Below are 23,439 nucleotides of genomic sequence, written 5' to 3' on the forward strand. Positions count from 1 at the left end.
CAGTGCGCGGACCGCCGCCGACGCGACCGCGGCCGATGTCACCACCGTCGGCGCGACCGCCGTGGGCGTGACCGAGGCCGACCCCGATCCCGCCCCTGACCCCGGACGTATCGTCCTGCTCACCACCAGCCACCGTGTCGCGCCCGGCCTGTTGTCCTGGCCGGCCTGGCAGGCCCTCCACGGCGCCGACCAGGTGCTGTGCGCGGACCCCGCGCACCCGCAGGTGCCGTATCTGCGCGAGGCCGGGATCAGAGTCGACGAGGCGTCCCCGACCGCGCGGGAACTGGTCGACGCGTGCGTCGGCGGCCGCTCGCTGGTCGTCGTCGCCGGCGGGGAGGGCGAACCCCGGCTCACCGACGGTCTGGCCCGGCTGGCGGGCTCCGGCCGCATACGGATGCCCGATCTGGAGCTGCTCCCCGCCTCCTACGACCTGCCGGGCGCCCGGCTCCTCGACCTCGTCCAGGTGATGGACCGCATCCGCGCCGAGTGCCCCTGGTCGTCCCGGCAGACCCACCAGGGCTTGGCGAAGTACGGCATCGAGGAGGCGTACGAGCTCGTCGAGGCCATCGAGGAAGGCGACCGGGACGAGCTGCGCGAGGAGCTCGGCGACGTCCTGCTCCAGGTCGTGTTCCACTCCCGGATCGCCGAGGAGCACGAGGAGGCCCCCTTCTCGATCGACGACGTGGCGGGCGGCATCGTGGCCAAGCTGATCCACCGGCACCCCCATGTCTTCGGCGACGAGACGGCCACGACGCCCGAGGAGGTCAAGGAGCACTGGCTGCGCACCAAGGCCGAGGAGAAGCGGCGCACCTCCGTCACCGAGGGCGTCCCGCTGGGCCAGCCGGGCCTTGCCCTGTCGGCCAAGTTGTCGTCCCGGGTGCGTACGGCGGGACTCGACGTCCCGCTGCCCGAGGGGGAGGGCGTGGGGTACGAACTGCTGGCGATGGCCGTGCGCGCCGAGGCCGAGGGCATGGACCCGGAGGCGGCGCTGCGCGCGGCGGCACGGACGTACCGGGACGCGATCCGCGCGGCGGAGGAGGAGGGGGAGCCCGGCGGGGCCTGAGTCACGTTGCCGGGGTGCGGCCTGTCGGGTTGTGCCAGGTCGGTGGAGGGCGGTCGAGCAGCCACTCCGCCGCTCCCACCGGGCGGGGACGGCTTTCTCCGGTCGGCGGGAGCGGATCGTGGAAGACGCGCTCGGCGGGCGCGCCGAGAGAGGGAAGGGTCTCGCCGACCTCCTCGACGAGATCGGGCGGGCCGGCGACATAGACGTCGTGCCGGGTCCAGCCGGCCCGGTTGCCCAGCGCGGTGAGCAGCCGTTCGGTCGCCTGGCCCTTGGGGCGGCCGGGCGCGGGGGTGATGTAGGTGACGGCGAGCTGGGGGAGCCTGGCCCGCAGGCGTTCGACGGTGGGCCGGTCGTAGAGGTACGCGATGTCGCGGGCGACGAGGAACAGCCGGGCCTCGTGGGCCGGTTCGAGCTGTTCCAGCAGGGCCTTCACCGGGGCCCAGCCCGTGCCCGCCGCGATGAGGGTGAGGGGCCGGTCGGCCGGCGTCCGCAGGGTGAGGCCGCCGCCGGGTGCGCCCAGCCGCAGTACGTCGCCCACGCGGGTCCGCCGGACCAGGGCGGTGGAGAGCACACCGTCCTCGACGCGGCTGATGTGCAGGTCGACGGTGCGGTCGGCACGGGGTGCGTTGGCCAGGGAGTAAGGACGCCAGACGCACGGCAGGTGGGGCACGCTGACGCTGACGTACTGGCCGGGGGAGTAGGTGAGCCGTTGCCGTGGCCGCAGGGTGAGGACGACGAGGTCCTCGCCGTGCCGGGTGCGGGAGACGACCTCCGCGTCCCACCAGGGGGGCTCGCCCTGGTGCTGGGCCTCCCAGGCGCCGTGCTGCATGAGCTGGGCGATCACCCCGTACGCCTCGCCCCAGGCCTTCTCGGCCTCGGCGCTCCAGGCCGAGCCCGCGACGACAGCGAACGCGGCGATCAGGCTCGCGCCCACGGCCGCGTAGTGCTCCGGCTGGGTCAGGTATTTCCGGTGGTCGCGCCCGAGATCCCGCAGATACCGTGGCAGGTCCGGATCGTCCAGTCCGTCCATGACGAACGTGAGCGCCGCGAAGAGCCGGTCCCGCTGCCGTTCCATGTCCTGCGGGAGGTCCGCCGGAAACAGCGCGCGGAGCTCCGGGTTGTGGCGGAAGAGGTGCGAGTAGAAGTACTTGACCGCGAACTCGGCCCGTCTTTCCACGACCGCGAAGCTGGATCTGAGTATTTCGGGGTCCACTGCGTGAATGTAGGGAGGTGCCGAGAGGCGGAGTCAAACAGCCGGCCATGTCAGGACAGCCTGGGGTGAAAGGGGCGGGGGAGGTCTCCGTCGCCGTCGCGCACTCCAGGTGCGGCCCGTGACGGTGGCTGATCGCCGGTCGGCCCGGGGTCCCCGGCCTCCTGCGGATACGGTCGAGGAGTGACCGAGCACGAAGCCTCCGCCAGCGCCGCCCCCGAACTCTTCACCTGGGAGTTCGCCACCGATCCCTACCCGGCCTACGCCTGGCTCAGGGAGCACGCGCCCGTGCACCGTACCCGGCTGCCCAGCGGGGTGGAGGCCTGGCTCGTCACGCGGTACGCCGACGCCAAGCAGACGCTCGCCGACCAGCGGCTGTCCAAGAATCCCGCGCATCACGACGAGCCCGCGCACGCGAGGGGCAGGACCGGGATTCCCGGGGAGCGCAAGGCGGAGCTGATGACGCATCTGCTGAACATCGATCCGCCGGACCACACCCGGCTGCGGCGGCTCGTCAGCAAGGCCTTCACGCCCCGGCGGGTAGCCGAATTCGCCCCGCGGGTGCAGGAGTTGACGGATCAGCTCATCGACGACTTCGCGGCCAGGGGTTCGGCCGACCTCATTCACGAGTTCGCCTTCCCGCTCCCCATCTACGCGATCTGCGACCTGCTCGGCGTCCCGCGCGAGGACCAGGACGACTTCCGGGACTGGGCGGGGATGATGATCCGGCACGGCGGCGGGCCGAGGGGTGGGGTCGCGCGGTCCGTCAAGAAGATGCGCGGGTATCTCGCCGAGCTCATCCATCGCAAGCGCGAGGCGCTGACCGCGGAGCCCGCGCCCGGCGAGGACCTCATCTCCGGGCTCATCCGCGCCTCCGACCACGGCGAGCACCTCACCGAGAACGAGGCCGCAGCCATGGCCTTCATCCTGCTGTTCGCCGGATTCGAGACCACGGTCAATCTCATCGGGAACGGGATGCACGCCCTCCTCACCCACCCCGGGCAGCGGGCCCGGCTGCAGGCCTCCCTCGCGGCCGGGGAAAGCGGGCTGCTGGAGACGGGCGTCGAGGAACTCCTGCGCTACGACGGGCCCGTGGAACTGGCCACCTGGCGGTTCGCGACCGAGGACGTGCGGATCGGCGGGCAGGACATCGCGGCCGGCGACCCCGTGCTCGTGGTCCTCGCCGCCGCGGACCGCGACCCCGAACGCTTCGAGCGGCCGGACACCCTCGATCTCGCCCGGCGTGACCTTCAGCACTTGGGCTACGGCCACGGCATCCACTACTGCCTGGGCGCCCCGCTGGCCCGTCTGGAGGGGCAGACCGCGCTCGGTACGCTCCTCAACCGCCTTCCCGACCTGCAACTCGCCGGGGAATCGGCCGATTTGCGCTGGCGCGGCGGGCTCATTATGCGTGGATTGCGCACGCTTCCTGTGGAGTTCACCCCGGTCAAATAGTCCTTGATCGGTTCATCGCCGACCCTTCGGAACGCCTGTCGACGGGGTTCTTCCGAATACCGGAAAGGGCACCCTTCCGGCTACCGGAACGTGACGATCCATCAAATCTGTGATCTTCACGTGATCTGTACTGCATCGACTTGTAACCAGCGACGGAGTGCGGCTACCTTCACCCATCAACGCGGCACCTGCGCTTCTTACTTCACAGGAGCCGCGCTGCTCCCCCGTTGTCACGCGAAAGGCTTCCGCATGCTCTCCGGGAACGGCCGTCACCGTCGCCCTCGTCAGGCCCCAGCTCTCGTCGTCGCCGCAGGGGTGACCGGATCGGCCATCGTCATCCCCTTGCTCGCCGCGTCGGGGGCGAGCGCGGCCGACGGGACCACCTGGGACCGGGTGGCGCAGTGCGAGAGCGGTGGCGCGTGGAGTGCCGACCAGGGCAATGGGTACTACGGCGGGCTCCAGCTCGACCAGGCGGACTGGGAGGCGTACGGCGGTCTCGCGTACGCGCCGAGAGCCGACCAGGCCAGCCGCTCGCAGCAGATAGCCGTCGCCGAGAAGCTGCTCGACGACCGGGGTCTCGCGGCCTGGCCGACCTGTGGACCGCTCTCCGGGCTCAGTGAGGGCTCGGCCGGGGTCCCGGTCGACACCGGCGTGGTCGGCGGCTCGTCGGCCGCCGGAAGTGACGCCGATTCATACGTTTCAGCCGGTTTGTCTACTTCGACCAGCTCGACCTCTTTGTCGAACTTGACCGGTTCAACCGATTCGGGTGACTCCTCGGGTGTGACCGGCGGTGCCGCGAAGCCTGATGTCTCGCCGAGTCCCAGCGCCTCGGGTCAAGCGGCCGGCAAGAGTGACGAGTCGGGCAAGTCGGCTCAGAAGGGCGCCTCTTCGGGCACCTCCGACGCCGCGAGCGCGGGAACCGGGCGGCATCGCGGCGCAGACGCCACCGGGAGCGCGACCGGCAGTCCCGCCGACAGCGCCACGGGGTGGTACGCGGCGAGCACTCCGAGCGCTCCGAGTCTCCCGAGTGCCTCGAGCGACACCGTCGACAACTCGTACGGCAGCACGAATCTCTGGAACGTTCCCGACGTCCTCGGCCTCGAAGACGGATATGGCGACCAGTCCGTCGCGGACAGTGCGTCGGCCGACGCCGGTCCCGGCCTCGTCGTCCCTGGTCGGAGCATTGCCGTCATTGCCGAAACGGTGCAGAACTAGCGGGAGTTCGCGTCACGATTCACTAGGGAATGTCCGGTTTGGTGCGAGTGAGACATGAGTCTCAGAAGCCCTGATCGTCTTTGATATTCCGCCGATCGACTGCTTACGGTCGTGACCGCTCGCCACAGCGGGCTCCGACGGTCGCAACGCCGAATCCTGCCAGCGGCCGTACGGGAACAGTCGTCGCGTCATGCGCCGTAGGCAGGAGCGGGGGACCCAAGGTAGGTGCCGGTCCCGGGAGTTGAGAGACACCCGGGAACGGCTTGGGGTTAAGTCGCGTGCCGGACGTCCTGGAGACAGGGCTGAAGGCGCGCGGCCGGGCAACTCAACCGGCCCGAACCCGACAGCTCACCTCGCAGGCGTCGGTGAGGGGATCACTCCATGCTGTTTTCCAGCAAGGGCAAGCACCGTCGTCCGAACAAGGCCACCCGCGTCGCAGCGCTCGCCGGTGTCACCGGTGTCGCCATCGCCGCCCCGCTGATGGTGGCCGGCAACGCCTCCGCCGCCACCGCCTCCGAGTGGGACGCCGTCGCCCAGTGCGAGGCCGGCGGCAACTGGTCGATCAACACCGGCAACGGCTACTACGGCGGCCTGCAGTTCTCGTCCTCCACCTGGGCCGCGTACGGCGGCACCGCCTACGCCTCGACCGCCGACCAGGCCTCGAAGTCGCAGCAGATCGCCATCGGTGAGAAGGTCCTCGCCGCGCAGGGCAAGGGTGCCTGGCCGACCTGCGGCACCGGCCTGTCGAGCGCCGCGTACAGCGGTGGCACCACGACTCCCTCGACCCCGTCGACCTCCTCCGGCTCCTCGTCGTCGAGCGGCTCGCAGAGCGCCACCACCACCCGTACGACGGATCAGGCCGCCTCCCGTTCCGCGGAGCGCCCCGCCGCCCAGAAGACCGTCACCACCCCGACCGGCAAGAAGGTCAAGAAGGGTGACGGCGAGTACAAGGTCGTCAAGGGTGACACCCTCAGCTCGATCGCTGAGAAGAAGCACGTCAAGGGCGGCTGGCAGAAGCTGTTCAAGCTGAACAAGGACATCGTCGCCGACGCCGACTTCATCTACCCGGGCCAGCAGCTGCACCTCCGCTGAGCGCGGCCGCACGCCGGGCCCGACGGGGTCGCCTTCGGCGGAGGGCGACCGTGGTCCGGGCCGTGCGCGGCGTCGCCCCGGCTGAACAGCAGCTCCCTCGCAGGCCGGGCCTTCGTGCCGAAGGCCTGGTGAGGGCCCCCGTCCCCACGGGCTCCCCGCTCCGGTGCTTGTTCCCCCGCATGCACCGGAGCGGGGTTTTTCTTTTCTTTTTTTGTTCCGTTCAGGAACAATATGTACGCTCACTTCTGCTCAAGGGGTGGTCGATCGGCTGGCCGATCCCCCTGGGCCGGATAGGCTCATCCCGCGGGGCTGCCAAGCCCCGCATACCCGCGTCACATCCCAGAAGGAGATGCTCGTGCCGTCCATCGACGTCGTCGTAGCCCGGGAAATCCTGGACTCCCGAGGCAACCCCACGGTCGAGGTCGAGGTCGGCCTCGACGACGGCAGCACGGGTCGTGCCGCCGTTCCGTCCGGCGCCTCCACCGGAGCGTTCGAGGCCATCGAGCTTCGCGACGGTGACCCCAACCGTTACCAGGGCAAGGGTGTCGAGAAGGCCGTCCTCGCCGTCATCGAGCAGATCGGCCCGGAGCTCGTCGGCTACGACGCCACCGAGCAGCGCCTGATCGACCAGGCGATGTTCGACCTGGACGCCACCGACAACAAGGGCTCGCTCGGCGCCAACGCCATCCTCGGCGTCTCGCTCGCCGTCGCGCACGCCGCCTCCGAGGCGTCCGACCTGCCGCTCTTCCGCTACCTGGGCGGCCCGAACGCGCACCTGCTGCCCGTTCCGATGATGAACATCCTGAACGGCGGGTCGCACGCCGACTCGAACGTGGACATCCAGGAGTTCATGATCGCCCCGATCGGCGCGGAGTCCTTCTCCGAGGCCCTGCGCTGGGGCACCGAGGTCTACCACACCCTCAAGTCCGTCCTGAAGTCCAAGGGCCTGTCCACCGGCCTCGGCGACGAGGGCGGCTTCGCCCCGAACCTGGACTCCAACCGCGCCGCGCTCGACCTCATCCTCGAGGCCATCAAGCAGGCCGGTTACGTCCCCGGCGAGCAGGTCGCGCTCGCGCTCGACGTCGCCGCGTCCGAGTTCTACAAGGACGGCAAGTACGAGTTCGAGGGCAAGTCCCGCTCGGCCGCCGAGATGACCGAGTACTACGAGGAGCTCGTGGCGGCCTACCCGCTCGTCTCCATCGAGGACCCGCTCTTCGAGGACGACTGGGCCGGCTGGAAGGTCCTCACGGACCGCCTCGGCGACAAGGTCCAGATCGTCGGCGACGACCTGTTCGTCACCAACCCGGAGCGCCTGGCCCGCGGCATCGAGGAGGGCACCGCCAACGCGCTGCTCGTCAAGGTGAACCAGATCGGTTCGCTGACCGAGACCCTGGACGCCGTCGAGCTGGCCCAGCGCAGCGGTTACAAGTGCATGATGTCCCACCGCTCCGGCGAGACCGAGGACGTCACCATCGCCGACCTGGCCGTCGCCACCAACTGCGGCCAGATCAAGACCGGCGCCCCGGCCCGCTCCGAGCGCGTCGCCAAGTACAACCAGCTGCTGCGCATCGAGGAGATCCTCGACGACGCCGCGGTGTACGCCGGCCGCTCGGCGTTCCCGCGCTTCAAGGACTGACCCCGCACGGCTCAGGAAGCGTCCTCCGTACGTCCCCGCACCCGGTCCCGTACCGTGTGCGGGGACGTACGTGCGTGACGGGCCCGTGCGACGGGCCGGTACTGGGGAGGCGGGACTCATGGCCGTGAAGGACCGGGACCGGTTCTCCACCTCGACGAGGCTGAAGCTGCTCGGTGAGCAGACGGCGGCCCGGGTCTACCGCTCCCAGACCAAACGGCAGGCGCGCCGCTCCCGGCTGACCGGCCGGGCCGCGCTGCTCGCCCTGGTCCTGTGCTCCCTGATCGTCGCCCTCGCGTACCCCATGCGGCAGTACGTCTCCCAGCGCGCCCAGGTCGCCGACCTGGAGCGGCAGCAGGAGCAGGCCCGGCAACGGGTCGAGCAACTGCGCGACCTCAAGGCACGCTGGCAGGACGACGCGTACGCGAAGCAGCAGATCCGGCAGCGGCTGCACTATGTGATGCCGGGCGAGACCGGCTACGTCGTGATCGACCCGGACGCGGCGAAGCAGGCCCGCGCCGAACGGGGCACCGCAGACCGCCCCTGGTACACCAATGTCTGGGACGGCGTGGACAAGTCCGACGCCGCCGACCAGTGACGACCCATGAACTGACCAGAAAGACACGTGACTCACGGCATGGAAACGCCTCCGCCGACCACCCCGCGCACCGAGCCCACCGACGCCGACGTCGAGGCCTTCAAGCAGCAGCTCGGCAGGCCGCCGCGCGGGCTGCGCGCGATCGTGCACCGCTGCCCCTGCGGTCAGCCGGACGTCGTGGAGACGGCGCCCCGCCTCCCCGACGGGACGCCGTTCCCGACCACGTACTACCTGACGTGCCCGCGGGCGGCGTCCGCGATCGGGACGCTGGAGGCCAACGGGGTCATGAAGGAGATGACCGACCGGCTGGCCACCGACCCCGAGCTGGCCGCGGCCTACCGCGCCGCCCACGAGGACTACATCGCGCGCCGTGACGCCATCGAGGTCCTGGCGGGCTTCCCGAGCGCGGGCGGCATGCCGGACCGGGTGAAGTGCCTGCACGTCCTGGTCGCCCACTCGCTGGCCGCCGGGCCCGGCGTCAACCCGCTCGGCGACGAGGCCATCGCGATGCTGCCGGAGTGGTGGCGCAAGGGCGCGTGCGTGACGCTCCCCGGACCGCCCACCGGTGAGGGGTGGCAGGTCGAGACGACCGGAGAGGGCGCCGACGCCGGCTACTTCGCCGTCGAGCCCGTCGAGTCGGCTGAACCCGGCTCGCCGGGTGAGTCCGCCGCGTCCGGCGAGGACGGCCGGTGACCCGCGTCGCCGCCGTCGACTGCGGTACGAACTCCATCCGGCTCCTGGTGGCCGACGCCGACCCGCGCACGGGCGAACTCACCGACCTGGACCGGCGGATGACCATCGTCCGGCTGGGCCAGGGCGTCGACCGCACCGGCCGGCTCGCCCCCGAGGCGCTGGAGCGGACCTTCGCCGCCTGCCGCGACTACGCGGCCGCCATCAAGGAGCACGGCGCCGAGCGGCTCCGCTTCGTCGCCACCTCCGCCTCCCGGGACGCCGAGAACCGGGACGACTTCGTACGTGGGGTGCTGGACATCCTCGGCGTCGAGCCGGAGGTCATCACCGGGGACCAGGAGGCGGAGTTCTCCTTCACCGGCGCGACCCGGGAACTGGCCGGGCGCGACGACCTCGCCACGCCCTACCTGGTGGTGGACATCGGCGGCGGTTCGACCGAGTTCGTCGTCGGCGCCGACCGGGTGCGCGCGGCACGCTCCGTGGACATCGGCTGCGTACGGATGACGGAACGTCACCTCGTGCACGACGGCGTGGTGACCGACCCGCCCACCGCCGGGCAGGTCGCGGCCATGCGCGCCGACATCGAGGCCGCCCTCGACCTCGCCGAGGAGACGGTCCCGCTGCGCGAGGCACGCACCCTGGTGGGGCTGGCCGGCTCGGTCACCACGATCGCGGCGATCGCCCTGGACCTCGCCGAGTACGACTCCGAGGCGATCCACCACTCGCGGGTCTCCCTCGCCCGCGTCCGGGAGATCACCGAGTGGCTGCTGCGCTCCACGCACGCCGAGCGCGCGGCGATCCCCTCGATGCACCCGGGCCGGGTGGACGTGATCGGCGCGGGCGCCCTCGTGCTGCTCTCGATCATGGAGCGGACCGGGGCCGAGGAGGTCGTGGTCAGCGAGCACGACATCCTCGACGGGATCGCCTTCAAGGTGGCGGAGGATGCCGAGGCGGGCCGGCGGGGCGACTGACACGGGCCGGCGCGCCGACGCGCCGAGAGCGGACGTGGGGCGGCCCCGGTACCTCTTTCCCGAGGGGACCGGGGCCGTCCGTCTTTCCCGAGGGGACCGGGGCCGTCCGGGGTCCGCCGGGGGCCGCCGGGGGCTCTGGACGCGCTGTCCGGCGGCGTCGCGGGGGCGTGGTCCCGGTCTCGTTTCGCTACTGATCGGTAGCCTCGGCTGAGCGTGTCGGATAACGTATGAGCGTGTCCGAGGGGGCGCGGAACCCCTCCCGCGCGGCCCCGCGGAGAAACTTCGTGAAGTTCTTCACAAGGAAAAAGCCCCTGCCGGGCGAGGAAAGGGCCACTTGGGCCCTTTCGCAGGCCTCGGGCGGTCCGGCAACATGCTCAACGGAGCGTTGCGGCCGTGTTTCCGGGTGGTGAAACACGGGTGTGGTCCGCTGGGCCGAATGGCTTGGAGTGCAGCTCACGCGGTGTTGACAACGGTACGAACCGCACGGTGGTCTCCCCCGCCTGCCATGACCTTGATCACGCGGGCCGCGGAGTGTAGCAGAGGCCCTGCCCAAGCTTGTGAAGGGGCGCACGAGCGACCCCCCTGAAGCGGGTGGATACTCGATGGCATGAGCACCACGGAGCGTCCCAGGATCCTCGTAGTAGGCGGTGGGTACGTAGGCCTGTACGCAGCTCGGCGCATCCTCAAGCAGATGCGCTACGGAGAGGCGACCGTCACGGTCGTCGATCCCCGGTCGTACATGACCTACCAGCCCTTCCTCCCCGAAGCCGCCGCCGGCAGCATCTCCCCGCGGCACGTCGTCGTCCCGCTGCGACGTGTACTTCCCAAGGCGGAGGTCCTCACCGGCCGGGTCACCACCATCGACCAGGACCGCAAGGTCGCCACGGTCGCCCCCCTCGTGGGCGAGGCGTACGAGCTGCCTTTCGACTACCTCGTCATCGCGATGGGCGCGGTCTCCCGCACCTTCCCGATCCCCGGCCTCGCCGAACAGGGCATCGGCATGAAGGGCATCGAGGAGGCCATCGGCCTGCGCAACCACGTCCTCGAGCAGCTCGACAAGGCCGACTCCACCACGGACGAGGACGTCCGCCGCAAGGCGCTGACCTTCGTCTTCGTGGGCGGCGGCTTCGCCGGCGCCGAGACCATCGGTGAAGTCGAGGACATGGCCCGCGACGCGGCCAAGTACTACAGCAGCGTGTCCCGCGAGGACATGCGCTTCGTCCTCGTCGACGCCGCGGACAAGATCCTCCCCGAGGTCGGCCCCAAGCTCGGCCAGTACGGCAAGGAGCACCTGGAGAGCCGCGGTGTGGAGATCTACCTCTCCACCTCCATGGACTCCTGCGTCGACGGCCACGTGGTGCTGAAGAACGGCCTCGAGGTCGACTCCAACACGATCGTGTGGACGGCCGGCGTCAAGCCGAACCCCGTTCTCTCCCGCTTCGGTCTGCCGCTCGGCCCGCGGGGCCACGTGGACACCCAGACCACCCTCCAGGTGCAGGGCACGGACTACATCTGGGCCGCGGGCGACAACGCCCAGGTGCCGGACGTCGCCGCCCGCAAGGCCGGTGTCGAGAACGCCTGGTGCCCGCCGAACGCCCAGCACGCGCTGCGTCAGGCCAAGATCCTCGGCGACAACGTGATCTCCGGTATGCGGGGCTTCCCGCAGAAGGAGTACGCGCACGCCAACAAGGGCGCGGTGGCCGGTCTCGGCCTCCACAAGGGCGTCGCGATGATCGTCCTGGGCAAGACGAAGATCAAGCTCAAGGGCCGTCTCGCCTGGTACATGCACCGTGGCTACCACGGTCTGGCCATGCCGACCTGGAACCGCAAGATCCGCGTCTTCGCGGACTGGACGCTCGCGATGTTCCTCAAGCGCGAGGTCGTCTCGCTCGGCGCCATGGAGACTCCTCGCGAGGAGTTCTACGAGGCCGCCAAGCCGGCTCCGGCCGCGGCCGCCCCGGCGCCCGCCGCCAAGACCGAGGAGAAGGCCAAGGCCTCCTGACCTCCGGTCACCGAACGCCCCGAAGGGGCCGCCCGCCATCCGTGGTGCGGGCGGCCCCTTCGGCGTTCCCCCGGCCCGCACCCGTGGACGGCGGGAGACGCCGTGCGGCGCGGCGCGTGAAGGGGTGAGTGAGGCGGGGCGGGTGAGGCGGGGCGGGTGAAGCGGGGTGCGGGAAGCCCGGACGTAAAGCGTGGCGCGTACACGTGTTTTGCGAATCTGTGACGCGGAGGGGGGACTGCGCGCTGAGCGGGTAGATGTTTACGTGGTGTCGGAGCGTTCGGGAGTGTTGTCTCGGAGGTGTACGCCATGCAGGACGCCGCGCCGCGGCTCAACAGCCTTGTCGAACAGTTGCTGGGAGCCCCGCTCCCGTTGCGCATCCGCGCCTGGGACGGTTCGGAAGCGGGTCCGCCCGGGGCACCGGCGCTCGTCGTCCGCAACCGGCGGGCGCTGCGCCGTCTGCTGTGGAAACCGGGCGAGTTGGGGCTCGCCCGCGCCTGGGTCTCCGGCGACCTGGGTGTCGAGGGCGATCTGTACACCGCCCTGAACCTGATCTCCGGGCTCGTCTGGGAGCGCGGCGAGGACGCGCGCGGGCTGGGGGAGGCGCTGCGCGATCCGGAGGTGCGCGCCGCGGTGCGCGGGCTGGTGAGGATGGGCGGGCTGCCGCTGCCGCCCGCCCCGCCCCCCGAGGAGGTGCGTGGACGCCATCACCTGCACACCAAGCGCAGCGACCGACGGGCCATCAGCCACCACTACGACGTCGGCAACGACTTCTACGAGATCGTCCTCGGCCCGTCCATGGTCTACTCGTGCGCCTACTGGCAGGAGGGTGGCACCCTGGAGGAGGCCCAGCACGACAAGCTCGAACTCGTCGCCGGGAAGCTGGGTCTGAAGCCCGGTCAGCGGCTCCTCGACGTCGGCTGCGGGTGGGGCTCGATGGCCATCCACGCCGCCCGCGAGCACGGCGCGACCGTGGTCGGGGTGACGCTGTCGCAGGAACAGGCCGCGTACGCCCGTAAGCGGGTCGCCGAGGAGGGTCTGACCGACAAGGTGGAGATCCGGGTGCAGGACTACCGGGACATCACCGACGGGCCCTACGACGCGATCTCCTCCATCGGTATGGCCGAACACGTCGGCGCCGAGCGCTACCTGGAGTACGCGGAGGTGCTGAACCGTCTCCTCGCGCCTGGTGGGCGGCTGCTCAACCACCAGATCGCGCGGCGGCCGCAGCGTGACGAATCGACGTACTCCGTAGACGAGTTCATCGACGCCTACGTCTTCCCCGGCGGCGAACTCGCGCCCCTGGGGACGACCGTGACCCAGCTCGAACGGGCCGGGTTCGAGGTGCGCGACGTCGAGGTCATCCGCGAGCACTACGCGCTCACCCTGCGCCGCTGGGTCGCCAACCTGGAGGCCGGGTGGTCCCGTGCCGTCCGGCTCACCGGCGTCGGCCGGGCGCGCGTCTGGCGCCTGTACATGGCGGCCAGCGCGGTCGCCTTCGAACGCAACCAGATCGGCGTCAACCAGGTCCTGGCGGTCAAGACCCCGGACGCGACCGGCTCGTCCGGGATGCCGTTGCGGGCGAGGACCTGGAACTGACGGGCGGCGAAGGGGAGTAGAGGCGGAACGTACGGAAAGGGGGGTCCCGTTCCGGTGGGAACGGGACCCCCCTTGCGGTGCGGTCCGCCGGCCGTCGCTCCGGCCCGCGGACCGCCCGGTCACTCCGACTTGATCGCCGTCAGCATGTTCAGGCGGGCCGCCCGGCGGGCCGGCCACAGCGCCGCGAGGACGCCGACGGCCGCCGCGAGGAGGAGGAAGACCGCCATCCGGCCCCAGGGCACGACCAGTTCGTACGTCGGCATCCTGCTGCCCAGCAACTGGCCGGCCGCCCAGCCGAAGAACACACCCAGACCGACGCCGAGGACGCCGCCGAAGAGCGAGATGACCAGGGACTCCAGACGGACCATCCGCTTGACGCCCTGACGGTCCAGGCCGATCGCGCGGAGCATCCCGATCTCCTGCGAACGCTCGAAGACCGACATCGCGAGGGTGTTGATGACACCGAGGACAGCGACGATGACCGCCATCGCCAACAGGCCGTAGAGCATGTTGAGCATCAGCGTGAACGCCTTCGCGATGCTGTTGGAGATGTCCTGCTTGTCCTGGACCGTGATGGCGGGGTTGTCGCCGAGGGCCTTCTCCAGCTTGTCCTTGGTCGCGGCGGACGCGCCGTCGGACGTCTTCAGCACGACCTGCATGTCGGTGACGTCGCGCTGGTGCGGGGAGAGGGTGGCGTTGTCGATCATGATGCCTCGGACGACTTCGTTGGCCTCGTACACCCCTGCGACGGTCAGGTTCTCCTTCTTGCCGTCCTCGTAGGAGACCGTGAAGTCCGAACCGGCCTTCCAGCCATGGGGCGTGGCGGTGTCCGAGTCGACCACCACGCGTGTGCCGCCGACCCGGAACGCGCCGTCGGTGACGGTGAGGTCGGTGAGCCTGCCGATGGCCGCGCCGTTGACGCCGGTCAGGAACTCGGTCCGGCGGTCGATGCGGGCGGGGGCGTTGCGCAGCGAGCTGATGTCGGTGACCCCGTCGACCGCGGCGAGCTTCTTCTCGACGTCCGGGGAGAGGGAGATGCCGTTCGCCATCGACACCATGTAGTCCGCCTTGATCGCCGAACTGGCCATCCTGTCGATCGACTTCTGCAGACTGCCCGCCATCACCGTCATACCGGTGATCAGGGTGAGGCCGATCATCAGCGCGGAGGCGGTGGCGGCCGTACGGCGCGGGTTGCGCACCGAGTTCTGCCGGGCCAGCTTGCCGGAGATCCCGAAGACCCGCAGGACGGGAGCCGCCGCGGCGATCATCGGACGGGACAGCAGCGGGGTGAGGACGAAGACGCCGATGATGAGCAGCACCGCGCCGAGACCCATCGGGGCCTGGCCGTCCGAGCCGTCCATCGTCGTGGCGTAGAGGACCACGGCGACACCCGCGGCCGCGAACAGGGCACCGATCGTGTTCCGCAGGACCAGGGACTTCGTCGTCGCCTTCGCGTGGACGCTGCTCATCGCGGCGACCGGCGGGATCTTCGCGGCGCGGCGGCCCGGCAGCCACGCGGCGAGCATCGTGATGAGGACGCCCACGAGCAGCGCCGTGGCGACCGTGCCGGGCGAGACGACCAGCGGGCCGTCCGGCACCGTGGCGCCGAGCGTGCCCATCAGGGAGCGCATTGCGGCACCGATGCCGATGCCCGCGGCGAGCCCGCCGAGCGCGGCGACCGCGCCGACCACGAACGCCTCGATCAGCACCGAGCGGGTGACCTGGCGGCGGGAGGCGCCGACGGCACGCAGCAGAGCCAGCTCCTTGGTGCGCTGGGCGACCAGCATCGTGAAGGTGTTGGCGATGATGAACGTGCCGACGAACAGCGCGATCCCGGCGAAGACGAGCAGGCCCGTCTTCATCCCGCTCATCGCCGAGGAGATCTGCTCGGCCTGGTCGTCGGCGAGCTTCCGGCCGGTCGTCGTCGAGGCGACGTCCTTCGGTACGACGAGGTCGAGCGCGTCGCGCAGCGCGGTCTGGCCGGTGCCCGGCGCGGCCTTCACGTCGATCTCGTCGTAGGAGCCGACCGAGTGGAACAGCCGCTGTGCGGTCGCCGTGTCGAACAGGGCGAGGCTGCCGCCCGCGGCCACGTTGCCGTCGTCGGTGGTGAACACGCCGGTCACGACGGGCTGGAGGACGGGGCCGTCGACGGACAGACGCACGGTGTCGCCGACCTGGTAGCCGGCCCGCCTCGCGGTCTCGGCGTCGATCGCGACCTCGCCCGCGCCGTGCGGAGCGTGCCCGGCCGTGAGCGGGTAGCGGGGGTCCTTCCCGCCGTCCTTCCCGCTCCAGTAGTTGCCGCCCTGCGACTGGAAGCCGCCGCCGATGAGCTTTCCGTCCTTGTCGGCGATGGCGGTGAAGCCGTTGACGACGCCGATCACGGACGCGGCGCCCGGCACCCCGGCCGCCCTGTCGAGCAGCGGCCGGGTCAGCTTGTGCGTCCTGCCGACGGTGTCGCCCGTGTCCGCCGCGCTCTGCGGACGGATGGCGACGTCGACCTGGCCGAAGCCCTTGGCGGAGCTCTTCTGATAGGCGTCCGAGATGGTGTTGGTGAAGACCAGGGTCCCCGACACGAACGCGACGCCGAGCAGAACGGCGAGCACGGTCATCAGGAGCCTGGCCTTGTGCGCGAATACGTTGCGCAAGGCGGTACGGAACATGGGTCTTCTCAGTCCAGGGGTCGCGGGCGGGCGCGGGAAGCCACGGGCCGGCGGGCGGAGGGCGCGGGAGGCCACGGGGCGGGCACGGGGAGCGTGCGGCAGTGCGCAAAGGCGCGGAGAGGGCGGGAGGCCACCCGGGGCGCGGAACGCCGGGTGTGGGCCGTCCGGCGGGGTGTCAGCTGGTGCGGGCCTTGCCGTCGGACTCGGGGGTCCGGGGGTTTCCCCCGAGATTTCGCATGAGGTCCAGAACGGAGTCGGCGGTCGGCTCGTACACCTCGTCGACGATGCGTCCGTCGGCGAGGAAGACGACCCGGTCCGCGTAGGCGGCGGCCACCGGGTCGTGCGTCACCATCACCACGGTCTGGCCCAGTTCCCGTACGGAGTTGCGCAGGAAGCCGAGGACCTCCGCGCCCGAGCGGGAGTCCAGGTTTCCGGTCGGCTCGTCGCCGAAGATGATGTCGGGGCGGGAGGCGAGGGCGCGGGCGACGGCGACACGCTGCTGCTGGCCGCCGGAGAGCTGGGAGGGGCGGTGGCTCAGCCGGTCGGCGAGGCCGATCATCTTGATGACCTTGTCCAGCCACTCCTTGTCGGGCTTGCGGCCCGCGATGTCCATCGGGAGGGTGATGTTCTCCAGGGCCGTCAGGGTCGGCAGCAGGTTGAACGCCTGGAAGATGAAGCCGATCTTGTCCCGGCGCAGCCTGGTGAGCTGCTTGTCCTTCAGGGAGCCGAGTTCGGTGTCACCGATGCGCACCGAGCCGGTGGAGAAGGTGTCCAGTCCCGCGACACAGTGCATCAGCGTCGACTTGCCGGACCCCGAGGGCCCCATGATCGCGGTGAACTCGGCCTGCCGGAAGTCGACGGTGACCCGGTCGAGGGCGATCACCTGGGTCTCGCCCTGCCCGTAGACCTTCGACAGTTCCATGGCGCGGGCTGCGACCGCGGTGCTTGTGCCGGCGAGGGGAGTGGTGGTCACGGGAGGGTGCTCCTGTCGGGACGACGACGTTGATGGGGACGTGTTCCATCGTCCGTGCCGATCCGCGCGGTGTAGTCACCCGCTGTTCCGGTTCCGGAGGCAGCCTGCGGTCGGACCGGGAGCGGTTCCGTCATACCTGGGGATGACGGAACTCCCCTGAGGGCCGTCGGGGTCGGGGGGTGCCGAGGACCTCCGGGGATCCCTCGCACGGAGCGCCGCGGAGGTCCATGGACCGCGCGTCGCGCGGCGGTTCTCCCGGTTCGCGGCCGGGGACCCAGGCCGCGGCTCGTCCCGACCTTGTTCGGACGGTGAAATTCCGTCAATTCGTGTACGCGGGCTCGCCGCGTCCGAAAGGCTGTTGGCAAGTGCTGACGGCCTGTACCGCGTGCTGATGCACCATCAGGCATCAATAAAATAAGACAACATCGGTCCGCACGCCCGCTGTTCGGGTTACGCGCCCCGATAGGCTCGGAACCTCGATGCGGAGCCCATGGTCTGCCCGGATGGTGGAATGCAGACACGGCGAGCTTAAACCTCGCTGCCCCTCGCGGGCGTACCGGTTCAAGTCCGGTTCCGGGCACTTCCCGCACCTGCGACGCAGGACGCGGGCCACAGTCGGAACCCTCCGAGCGTGGCCCGCCGGCTGCAGTTCCGCTCGCTCTCACGCCCCCTCGCTCGGGCGCTGACGGGTGTCCCCGATCGTTGACACTGGTTCCCCGACGGCGGAGACTCGCGGGGCCAGACAGGTGAAGGAAAATTCACTGGGCGAACATCGAGAGGGAGGGGTGGGCCGATGCGTACCACTGTGGGGATCGTCGGGGCCGGGCCGGCCGGGCTGTTGCTGGCCCGGCTGCTGCATCGCGCCGGGATCGAGTCCGTGGTTCTGGAGAGCCGGGACCGCGCCTATGTCGAGCAGCGGCAGCGGGCCGGGATCCTGGAACAGGGGACGGTGGACGTGCTGCGGGCCGCCGGAGCCGGGGAGCGGATGGACCGGGAGGGGCTGCGGCACGACGGGATCGAGCTGCGGTACCGGGGGAAGCGGCAGCGGATCGACTTCCCGGCGCTCACCGGCGGGCGCTCGGTGATGGTGTACGCGCAGACCGAGGTGTGCAAGGACCTCATCGCGTTGCAGCTCGCGGAGGGCGGGCCGCTGCTCTTCGGGGCCGAGGCGCTGGCCGTCGAGGGGGCCGAGGGCGACCGGGCCCGCGTGCGGTTCCGGCACGAGGGGCGCGAGGACGTACTCGAGTGCGACTACGTCGTCGGCTGCGACGGCTTCTGGGGCGTGGCCCGCCGGGCCGTGCCCGCCGCGCTCTCCCGCACCTTCGAGCGCGCGTACCCCTTCGGCTGGCTGGGCATCCTCGCCGACGTCCCGCCCTCGCACGACGAACTCGTCTACGCCCGCCACGACCGCGGCTTCGCGCTGCTCAGCATGCGTTCGCCCACCGTCTCCCGCCTCTACCTCCAGGTGCCCGAGGGGACGGACGCCCACGCGTGGAGCGACGAGGAGATCTGGGACGAGCTGGAACGGCGCCTGGAGACCGCCGACGACTGGCGGCTGCGACGCGGCCCCGTCACCGCCAAGTCGGTCACGCCCATGAGGAGTTACGTCCACGAACCGATGCGGCACGGCCGGCTCTTCCTCGCCGGCGACGCCGCCCACATCGTGCCGCCGACCGGCGCCAAGGGCCTCAACCTCGCCGTCGGCGACGTCGTCACCTTCGCCCGCGCCCTGGTCCACCTCAGGGACACCGGATCGGCCGAGCGGCTCGACGCCTACTCCGAGACCTGTCTGCGCCGGGTCTGGCAGGCCGAGCGGTTCTCGTACGACATGACGGCCCTGCTGCACCGCGACCCCGCCGCCACCCCCTTCGAGGACCGTGTCCAGCTCGCCCGCCTGGAGCGGATCGCGACCTCGCGCGCGGCCGTGACGGACCTCGCGGAGGCCTACACGGGCTTTTCGCTCGATGAACAGGAATGAACGGCCGTGCAGGGAAGAGCTCCGCGAAGCCGATGTCACCGCCGCTGGTGTCACGGCTTCGTACCAGTGCGGGCGTGCCGGGGGGCACACGCGTACGGTGGCACAACGAGGGAAAGATCCTCCTCAAGCACTAGGGTCATTCCTTTGCCTACCCATTACTCTTGAGCCAAGGTCACGAGGGTGGCCATGGAGGAGCGAAATGAGGAGCAGTAACCCGGTCTTCTCGCGACGGGGGTTCAGCCGCGACAACGGCTACGCGGGCTTCAACGCGGCGCCGCAGGCCGGGGGACCCGCTGTCGGCACGCAGGGGAACCCGTACGCCCAGCAGGGCGGCAACCCCTACGCGCAGAACCCGTACGCGCAGCAGGACCTTCAGTACGGCGCTCCGCCGCAGGCCCCGGTCGCCACCGGCCGGATGACGATGGACGACGTCGTCATGCGTTCGGCCATGACGCTCGGCACCGTCGTCGTCGGCGCCGTTCTCGCCTGGGCGCTGCTGCCGGTCTCCACCACGAGTTATGGCCTGGCCATCGGCTCCGCGCTGGTCGCCTTCGTGCTCGCGATGGTGCAGTCCTTCAAGCGCGCCGCCTCGCCCGCGCTGATCATCGGGTACGCCGCCTTCGAGGGCGTCTTCCTCGGGGTCATCAGCGAGATGTACAACGCGCGGTGGCACGGCGCCCCGTTCCAGGCGGTGCTCGGCACCATGGCGGTCGCCGGCGCCACCCTGCTCGTCTACAAGGCGGGCTGGATCCGGGTGACCGCGCGGTACGCGCGCATCGGCCTGACCATCGCCATCGCCTTCATCGTCGTCATGGCGGTGAACCTGCTGCTGGTCGCCTTCGGCGTCGCTCCGGACGGCGGACTGCGCAGCAGCGGTCCGCTCGGCGCGATCGTCGGCATCCTGGCGATCCTGATCGGCGCGTTCTTCCTGACCCTCGACTTCAAGCAGATCGAGGACGGCATCACCTACGGAGCCCCGAAGGAGGAGGCATGGCTGGCCGCGTTCGGCCTGACCATGACCCTCGTGTGGATCTACGTCGAGATGCTGCGGCTGGTCGCCATCTTCAGCCGCGACTAGCGGCGCCGACGGCGGGACAGGCCGTCCTGTAGGACCTGAAGGGCCCGCGAACCACCGGTTCGCGGGCCCTTCGTCGTCGGGTGCCGGTCGTCTCGGTGGTGCGCGCTCACAGCAGTTTGCGCGCGGCCCTCCTCAGGTCGTACTCATGGATGATCGCTTTGGCGTGGCCGTACGCGAGATCGTGCTCGGCGCGGAGCCAGCTGACCTTCTCCTCGAAGCGGAAGAGGGCGGGTCCTTCGTCGACGGTGCGGAGCCAGTCGGAGATCTCACGACCGGTGCAATGAGGGATGCGGGCGAGCAGGTTGCGATGGGTCTCCTCGGAGAAGACTTGGGACATCGGCGCCTCCGAACGCAAAGGGGATGTAAGCCGGTCCTTCACGCCACCGTGCCTGAGGGTTGGGTTGTTGGCAACAGTCCCGCCGCTGCGCGTAGTCTCGCGGCGTGCTGGATACGACGCCGTTGACCCGTGCCGTGGACCATTTCGCCGACCGGTTGCGGGCCGCACCGCAGAGCCGCCTGCAACGAAGTGCCGCGGCGGAGGCGCTAGGGCTGGCCAGGGAGTTCGCACTGCGCACCCAGCGGGTCGAGGACCCGCCGGGGGAACCCCGGGAGATGCCCGACGCCGGGATGTTCGCCGCCGCCGACCAAATCACGGTCGCCGCGCACGACTTCGCCCTCGTACTGAAGAACGAGGAGGAACTCGCGGAAGCGGTCACGCTGGTGGCGGAGGCACAGAAACGCGCCGGGGTCTGATCGGCTGATCGACTCCGGCGCGGTTGCCCGGCCCCTTCGGTGTGCCGGCCCCCTGGCTTCGGGGGCGCGGGTCACCGCGAGGCGGTGCGGGTCACAGGGACGCTATGACGCGGTCCGCCAGGATGTAGACGTTCTCCTCGCCGAAGGCGAAGGTCAGGGCGTACGCGCCGGAGACGCCGGAGCCGCCGAGCAGGACCGGGGTCTGACCGGCCTCCAGAGCCGCGGCGAGCCGCTTCGCGGTCTCGCGGTGGCCCGGGGTCATGCACAGGGTCGTACCGTCGGCGAAGACGTAGACGTCGAGGGTGCCGAGCGGGCCCGGGCGGACGTCCGCCAGCTCCGTGCCGGACTCGGCGAGCTCCTCCAGACAGGCCACCGTGCGCTCGTGGTCGTTGACCACGGGTGACTGGACGGGAACGAAGTCCGGGTGCGAGGGGTGACGGCGGCGAGCCGCGGCGAGCTCCGGGGAGTCGCCGGCGGTACCGGTCTGGAGGAACTCCTCCAGATCCGTACCGGCCTCGGTCACCGGCTCCAGGCCCACGAGGTCCGAGTGGCGCGGCAGGAACAGCTCACTGTCCGGCAGGCCGAGCAGCGAGGGCGCGTCGGAGGCGTCACGCGCCTCCTGCGCGGCCCAGAAGGCCCGCGCCTCGGCGAGCTCCCGCTCCCGCTCGTCGGCGAGCGCCTCGGCCACGGCCATACGTATCTCGTCCGCGTCGGCGGCTCCCCGCGCGGCGGGCACGAGACCTCGCGCGGCACCGGCGCGGCCCTCGGCGAGTTCACTGTGCAGGGCTGCGACCTGCCGACGCAGACTCTGCAGGGTGTGCAGAACGGCGACGCCCACGGCCGCGGTGGCGGCGGTGGTGAGCAGCAAAGCAATCGGCATGGCGCTCACTGACGTACTCCCGGTTCAAAGTCGGCCCCCGACTTCCTACATCAGCTTGAAGGGCGAACCATCAAACTGTCAGTGCGTAACGTCACGAATAGGACAGGACTTTGGGCCTCGGGTTTAGCTGCACAACGGCTCTGACCTGCGGAAATGGCCGCCCGAAGGGACAAAGGTCACATCTTGGGGTGGATTGGATCACAAATCGGCCCAGAGGCCCGGTGGTTACGGGCTTCTGGGCCGATTCGTTCACGCTGGGTTCAACTCCCGTCACGGGAACGGGTCGCCGCTGTCAGCTCAGGCGCTCGATGACCATCGCCATGCCCTGGCCGCCGCCGACGCACATGGTCTCCAGACCGAACTGCTTGTCGTGGAACTGGAGGCTGTTGATGAGCGTGCCGGTGATGCGGGCGCCGGTCATGCCGAAGGGGTGGCCGACGGCGATGGCGCCGCCGTTCACGTTCAGCTTGTCCAGCGGGATGTTCAGGTCGCGGTAGCTCGGGATCACCTGGGCGGCGAAGGCCTCGTTGATCTCGAACAGGTCGATGTCGTCGACGGTGAGGCCGGCGCGGCGGAGCGCCTGCCTGCTCGCCTCCACCGGGCCGAGGCCCATGATCTCGGGGGAGAGGCCGGTGACACCGGTCGAGACGATGCGCGCGAGCGGGGTCAGGCCGAGCTCGCGGGCCTTCGTGTCGGACATGATCACGAGGGCGGCGGCGCCGTCGTTCAGCGGGCAGCAGTTGGCCGCGGTGACCATGCCGTCGGGGCGGAAGACCGGCTTGAGGCCCTGGACGCCCTCCAGCGTCACACCCGCGCGCGGGCCGTCGTCCTTGCTGACGACCGTTCCGTCCGGGGTCGTGATCGGGGTGATCTCGCGCTCCCAGAAGCCGTTCTTGACGGCTTCCTCGGCGAGGTTCTGCGAGCGCACGCCGAACTCGTCCATGTCCTGGCGGGTGACGCCCTTGAGGCGGGCCAGGTTCTCGGCGGTCTGGCCCATCGCGATGTACGCGTCCGGGACCAGGCCGTCCTCGCGCGGGTCGTGCCACGTCGACCCCTCCGACTGCGCGACCTCGAGCGTGCGGGCCTCGGCGTCGGCGAAGAGGGGGTTGTGGGTGTCCGGCATGCCGTCGGAGGTGCCCTTGACCGAACGCGACACCATCTCGACTCCCGCCGAGATGAAGACGTCGCCCTCGCCCGCCTTGATGGCGTGCAGGGCCATGCGGGAGGTCTGCAGGGAGGAGGAACAGTAACGGGTGATGGTGCAGCCCGGGAGGTGGTCCATTCCCATCTGCACGGCCACGATCCGGCCGAGGTTGTGGCCCTGCTCGCCGCCGGGGAGGCCGCAGCCGAGCATCAGGTCGTCGATGAGCTTCGGGTCCAGCTCGGGGACCTTGGCGAGGGCGGCCTCGATGATCGTGGCGGTCAGGTCGTCGGGGCGCACGTCCTTCAAGGAGCCCTTGAAGGCACGGCCGATCGGGGAGCGGGTGGCTGAGACGATCACGGCTTCGGGCATCACGGCTCCATTGGCGTACGGGAAGTGTGCAGGGCTGGTTGGGAAGTTACCCGTACGTACCGTCGAGGTCACCGGTCTT

19 protein-coding genes, 1 tRNA gene and 1 riboswitch are annotated in these 23,439 nt (G+C 70.4%); of the genes, 14 read left to right on the forward strand and 6 right to left on the reverse strand.

Going from position 1 to position 23,439, the window contains the following annotated elements; all coding sequences use genetic code 11:
- Window positions 1–61 precede the first annotated feature (61 nt).
- Entirely contained in the window at window positions 62–1,063 is a 1,002-nt protein-coding gene (locus tag ACIQRL_RS12520) for a nucleoside triphosphate pyrophosphohydrolase (RefSeq protein WP_401330843.1), read from the forward strand.
- A 1-nt stretch (window position 1,064) separates the two neighbouring features.
- Here ACIQRL_RS12520 and ACIQRL_RS12525 read toward each other — a convergent pair whose 3' ends face one another.
- A complete protein-coding gene (locus tag ACIQRL_RS12525) occupies window positions 1,065–2,276 on the reverse strand; it encodes a globin domain-containing protein (protein WP_401330617.1) in 1,212 nt (403 codons plus the stop codon).
- 180 nt (window positions 2,277–2,456) lie between these two features.
- Here ACIQRL_RS12525 and ACIQRL_RS12530 point away from each other — a divergent pair, with 180 nt between their 5' ends.
- From ACIQRL_RS12530 to ACIQRL_RS12570, 9 genes are all read left to right on the forward strand, one after another.
- On the forward strand, window positions 2,457–3,728 hold the full coding sequence (locus ACIQRL_RS12530; RefSeq protein ID WP_401330619.1) for a cytochrome P450: 1,272 nt from the start codon (window positions 2,457–2,459) through the stop codon (window positions 3,726–3,728).
- A gap of 315 nt (window positions 3,729–4,043) precedes the next feature.
- The gene (locus ACIQRL_RS12535; protein WP_401330622.1) at window positions 4,044–4,943 is read left to right on the forward strand and encodes a transglycosylase family protein; all 900 of its coding nucleotides are present in this window, start codon (window positions 4,044–4,046) and stop codon (window positions 4,941–4,943) included.
- 183 nt (window positions 4,944–5,126) lie between these two features.
- A riboswitch (cyclic di-AMP (ydaO/yuaA leader) is annotated at window positions 5,127–5,320 on the forward strand.
- A 4-nt stretch (window positions 5,321–5,324) separates the two neighbouring features.
- A complete protein-coding gene (locus ACIQRL_RS12540; protein ID WP_401330624.1) occupies window positions 5,325–6,035 on the forward strand; it encodes a transglycosylase family protein in 711 nt (236 codons plus the stop codon).
- A 349-nt stretch (window positions 6,036–6,384) separates the two neighbouring features.
- Entirely contained in the window at window positions 6,385–7,671 is a 1,287-nt protein-coding gene (eno, locus tag ACIQRL_RS12545; protein ID WP_261703999.1) for a phosphopyruvate hydratase, read from the forward strand.
- A 118-nt stretch (window positions 7,672–7,789) separates the two neighbouring features.
- Window positions 7,790–8,266 carry a septum formation initiator family protein gene (locus tag ACIQRL_RS12550; RefSeq protein WP_401330628.1) on the forward strand — a complete coding sequence of 159 codons (477 nt, stop codon included), beginning with the start codon at window positions 7,790–7,792 and terminating at the stop codon, window positions 8,264–8,266.
- A gap of 39 nt (window positions 8,267–8,305) precedes the next feature.
- Window positions 8,306–8,959 (forward strand): DUF501 domain-containing protein, encoded by a 654-nt coding sequence (locus tag ACIQRL_RS12555; protein ID WP_401330630.1) that lies wholly within the window; start codon window positions 8,306–8,308, stop codon window positions 8,957–8,959.
- Window positions 8,956–9,927, forward strand: coding sequence for an exopolyphosphatase (locus tag ACIQRL_RS12560; protein WP_401330633.1), 972 nt, complete (start codon window positions 8,956–8,958; stop codon window positions 9,925–9,927). The genes ACIQRL_RS12555 and ACIQRL_RS12560 overlap by 4 nt, the downstream gene beginning before the upstream one ends.
- Window positions 9,928–10,534: 607 nt before the next feature.
- Complete coding sequence (locus ACIQRL_RS12565) at window positions 10,535–11,929, forward strand: NAD(P)/FAD-dependent oxidoreductase (protein WP_401330636.1); 1,395 nt, start codon at window positions 10,535–10,537, stop codon at window positions 11,927–11,929.
- Between the two features lie 306 nt (window positions 11,930–12,235).
- The gene (locus ACIQRL_RS12570; RefSeq protein WP_401330638.1) at window positions 12,236–13,525 is read left to right on the forward strand and encodes a class I SAM-dependent methyltransferase; all 1,290 of its coding nucleotides are present in this window, start codon (window positions 12,236–12,238) and stop codon (window positions 13,523–13,525) included.
- A 119-nt stretch (window positions 13,526–13,644) separates the two neighbouring features.
- Here the strand turns inward: ACIQRL_RS12570 and ACIQRL_RS12575 are convergent, their stop codons facing one another.
- Both ACIQRL_RS12575 and ACIQRL_RS12580 read right to left on the reverse strand, forming a co-directional pair.
- On the reverse strand, window positions 13,645–16,185 hold the full coding sequence (locus ACIQRL_RS12575) for an ABC transporter permease (protein WP_401330641.1): 2,541 nt from the start codon (window positions 16,183–16,185) through the stop codon (window positions 13,645–13,647).
- A gap of 175 nt (window positions 16,186–16,360) precedes the next feature.
- On the reverse strand, window positions 16,361–17,158 hold the full coding sequence (locus ACIQRL_RS12580) for an ABC transporter ATP-binding protein (protein WP_401330643.1): 798 nt from the start codon (window positions 17,156–17,158) through the stop codon (window positions 16,361–16,363).
- 497 nt (window positions 17,159–17,655) lie between these two features.
- Between ACIQRL_RS12580 and ACIQRL_RS12585 the strand changes: the two genes are divergently transcribed.
- The 3 genes from ACIQRL_RS12585 (at window position 17,656) to ACIQRL_RS12595 (ending at window position 20,214) form a co-directional block, all read left to right on the forward strand.
- Window positions 17,656–17,738 (forward strand) — tRNA-Leu (locus ACIQRL_RS12585).
- A gap of 213 nt (window positions 17,739–17,951) precedes the next feature.
- On the forward strand, window positions 17,952–19,136 hold the full coding sequence (locus tag ACIQRL_RS12590) for a 4-hydroxybenzoate 3-monooxygenase (protein ID WP_401330645.1): 1,185 nt from the start codon (window positions 17,952–17,954) through the stop codon (window positions 19,134–19,136).
- A gap of 199 nt (window positions 19,137–19,335) precedes the next feature.
- Window positions 19,336–20,214, forward strand: coding sequence for a Bax inhibitor-1/YccA family protein (locus tag ACIQRL_RS12595; protein WP_401330648.1), 879 nt, complete (start codon window positions 19,336–19,338; stop codon window positions 20,212–20,214).
- A gap of 106 nt (window positions 20,215–20,320) precedes the next feature.
- On the opposite strand, the gene ACIQRL_RS12600 is transcribed toward ACIQRL_RS12595, so the two are convergent.
- Window positions 20,321–20,551: a DUF4287 domain-containing protein gene (locus ACIQRL_RS12600; protein WP_103550712.1), complete on the reverse strand. Its 231-nt coding sequence runs from the start codon at window positions 20,549–20,551 to the stop codon at window positions 20,321–20,323.
- Between the two features lie 104 nt (window positions 20,552–20,655).
- Between ACIQRL_RS12600 and ACIQRL_RS12605 the strand changes: the two genes are divergently transcribed.
- Window positions 20,656–20,967 carry a hypothetical protein gene (locus ACIQRL_RS12605; RefSeq protein WP_401330651.1) on the forward strand — a complete coding sequence of 104 codons (312 nt, stop codon included), beginning with the start codon at window positions 20,656–20,658 and terminating at the stop codon, window positions 20,965–20,967.
- A gap of 91 nt (window positions 20,968–21,058) precedes the next feature.
- Here the strand turns inward: ACIQRL_RS12605 and ACIQRL_RS12610 are convergent, their stop codons facing one another.
- A complete protein-coding gene (locus tag ACIQRL_RS12610) occupies window positions 21,059–21,856 on the reverse strand; it encodes a hypothetical protein (RefSeq protein ID WP_401330654.1) in 798 nt (265 codons plus the stop codon).
- 283 nt (window positions 21,857–22,139) lie between these two features.
- Entirely contained in the window at window positions 22,140–23,360 is a 1,221-nt protein-coding gene (locus tag ACIQRL_RS12615; RefSeq protein WP_401330657.1) for an acetyl-CoA C-acetyltransferase, read from the reverse strand.
- Window positions 23,361–23,439 lie beyond the last annotated feature (79 nt).

This window comes from Streptomyces sp. NPDC091209 (genome assembly GCF_044757755.1).
Classification (GTDB): domain Bacteria; phylum Actinomycetota; class Actinomycetes; order Streptomycetales; family Streptomycetaceae; genus Streptomyces.

Excerpts from the sequence above, each read along its gene's own strand:
- ACIQRL_RS12540 (WP_401330624.1), top strand. The coding sequence starts at position 5,325 with ATGCTGTTTTCCAGCAAGGGCAAGCACCGTCGTCCGAACAAGGCCACC.
- eno (WP_261703999.1), top strand. The coding sequence starts at position 6,385 with ATGCTCGTGCCGTCCATCGACGTCGTCGTAGCCCGGGAAATCCTGGAC.
- ACIQRL_RS12550 (WP_401330628.1), top strand. The coding sequence starts at position 7,790 with ATGGCCGTGAAGGACCGGGACCGGTTCTCCACCTCGACGAGGCTGAAG.
- ACIQRL_RS12555 (WP_401330630.1), top strand. The coding sequence starts at position 8,306 with ATGGAAACGCCTCCGCCGACCACCCCGCGCACCGAGCCCACCGACGCC.
- ACIQRL_RS12565 (WP_401330636.1), top strand. The coding sequence starts at position 10,535 with ATGAGCACCACGGAGCGTCCCAGGATCCTCGTAGTAGGCGGTGGGTAC.
- ACIQRL_RS12570 (WP_401330638.1), top strand. The coding sequence starts at position 12,236 with ATGCAGGACGCCGCGCCGCGGCTCAACAGCCTTGTCGAACAGTTGCTG.
- ACIQRL_RS12575 (WP_401330641.1), bottom strand. The coding sequence starts at position 16,185 with ATGTTCCGTACCGCCTTGCGCAACGTATTCGCGCACAAGGCCAGGCTC.
- ACIQRL_RS12590 (WP_401330645.1), top strand. The coding sequence starts at position 17,952 with ATGCGTACCACTGTGGGGATCGTCGGGGCCGGGCCGGCCGGGCTGTTG.
- ACIQRL_RS12595 (WP_401330648.1), top strand. The coding sequence starts at position 19,336 with ATGAGGAGCAGTAACCCGGTCTTCTCGCGACGGGGGTTCAGCCGCGAC.
- ACIQRL_RS12600 (WP_103550712.1), bottom strand. The coding sequence starts at position 20,551 with ATGTCCCAAGTCTTCTCCGAGGAGACCCATCGCAACCTGCTCGCCCGC.
- ACIQRL_RS12615 (WP_401330657.1), bottom strand. The coding sequence starts at position 23,360 with ATGCCCGAAGCCGTGATCGTCTCAGCCACCCGCTCCCCGATCGGCCGT.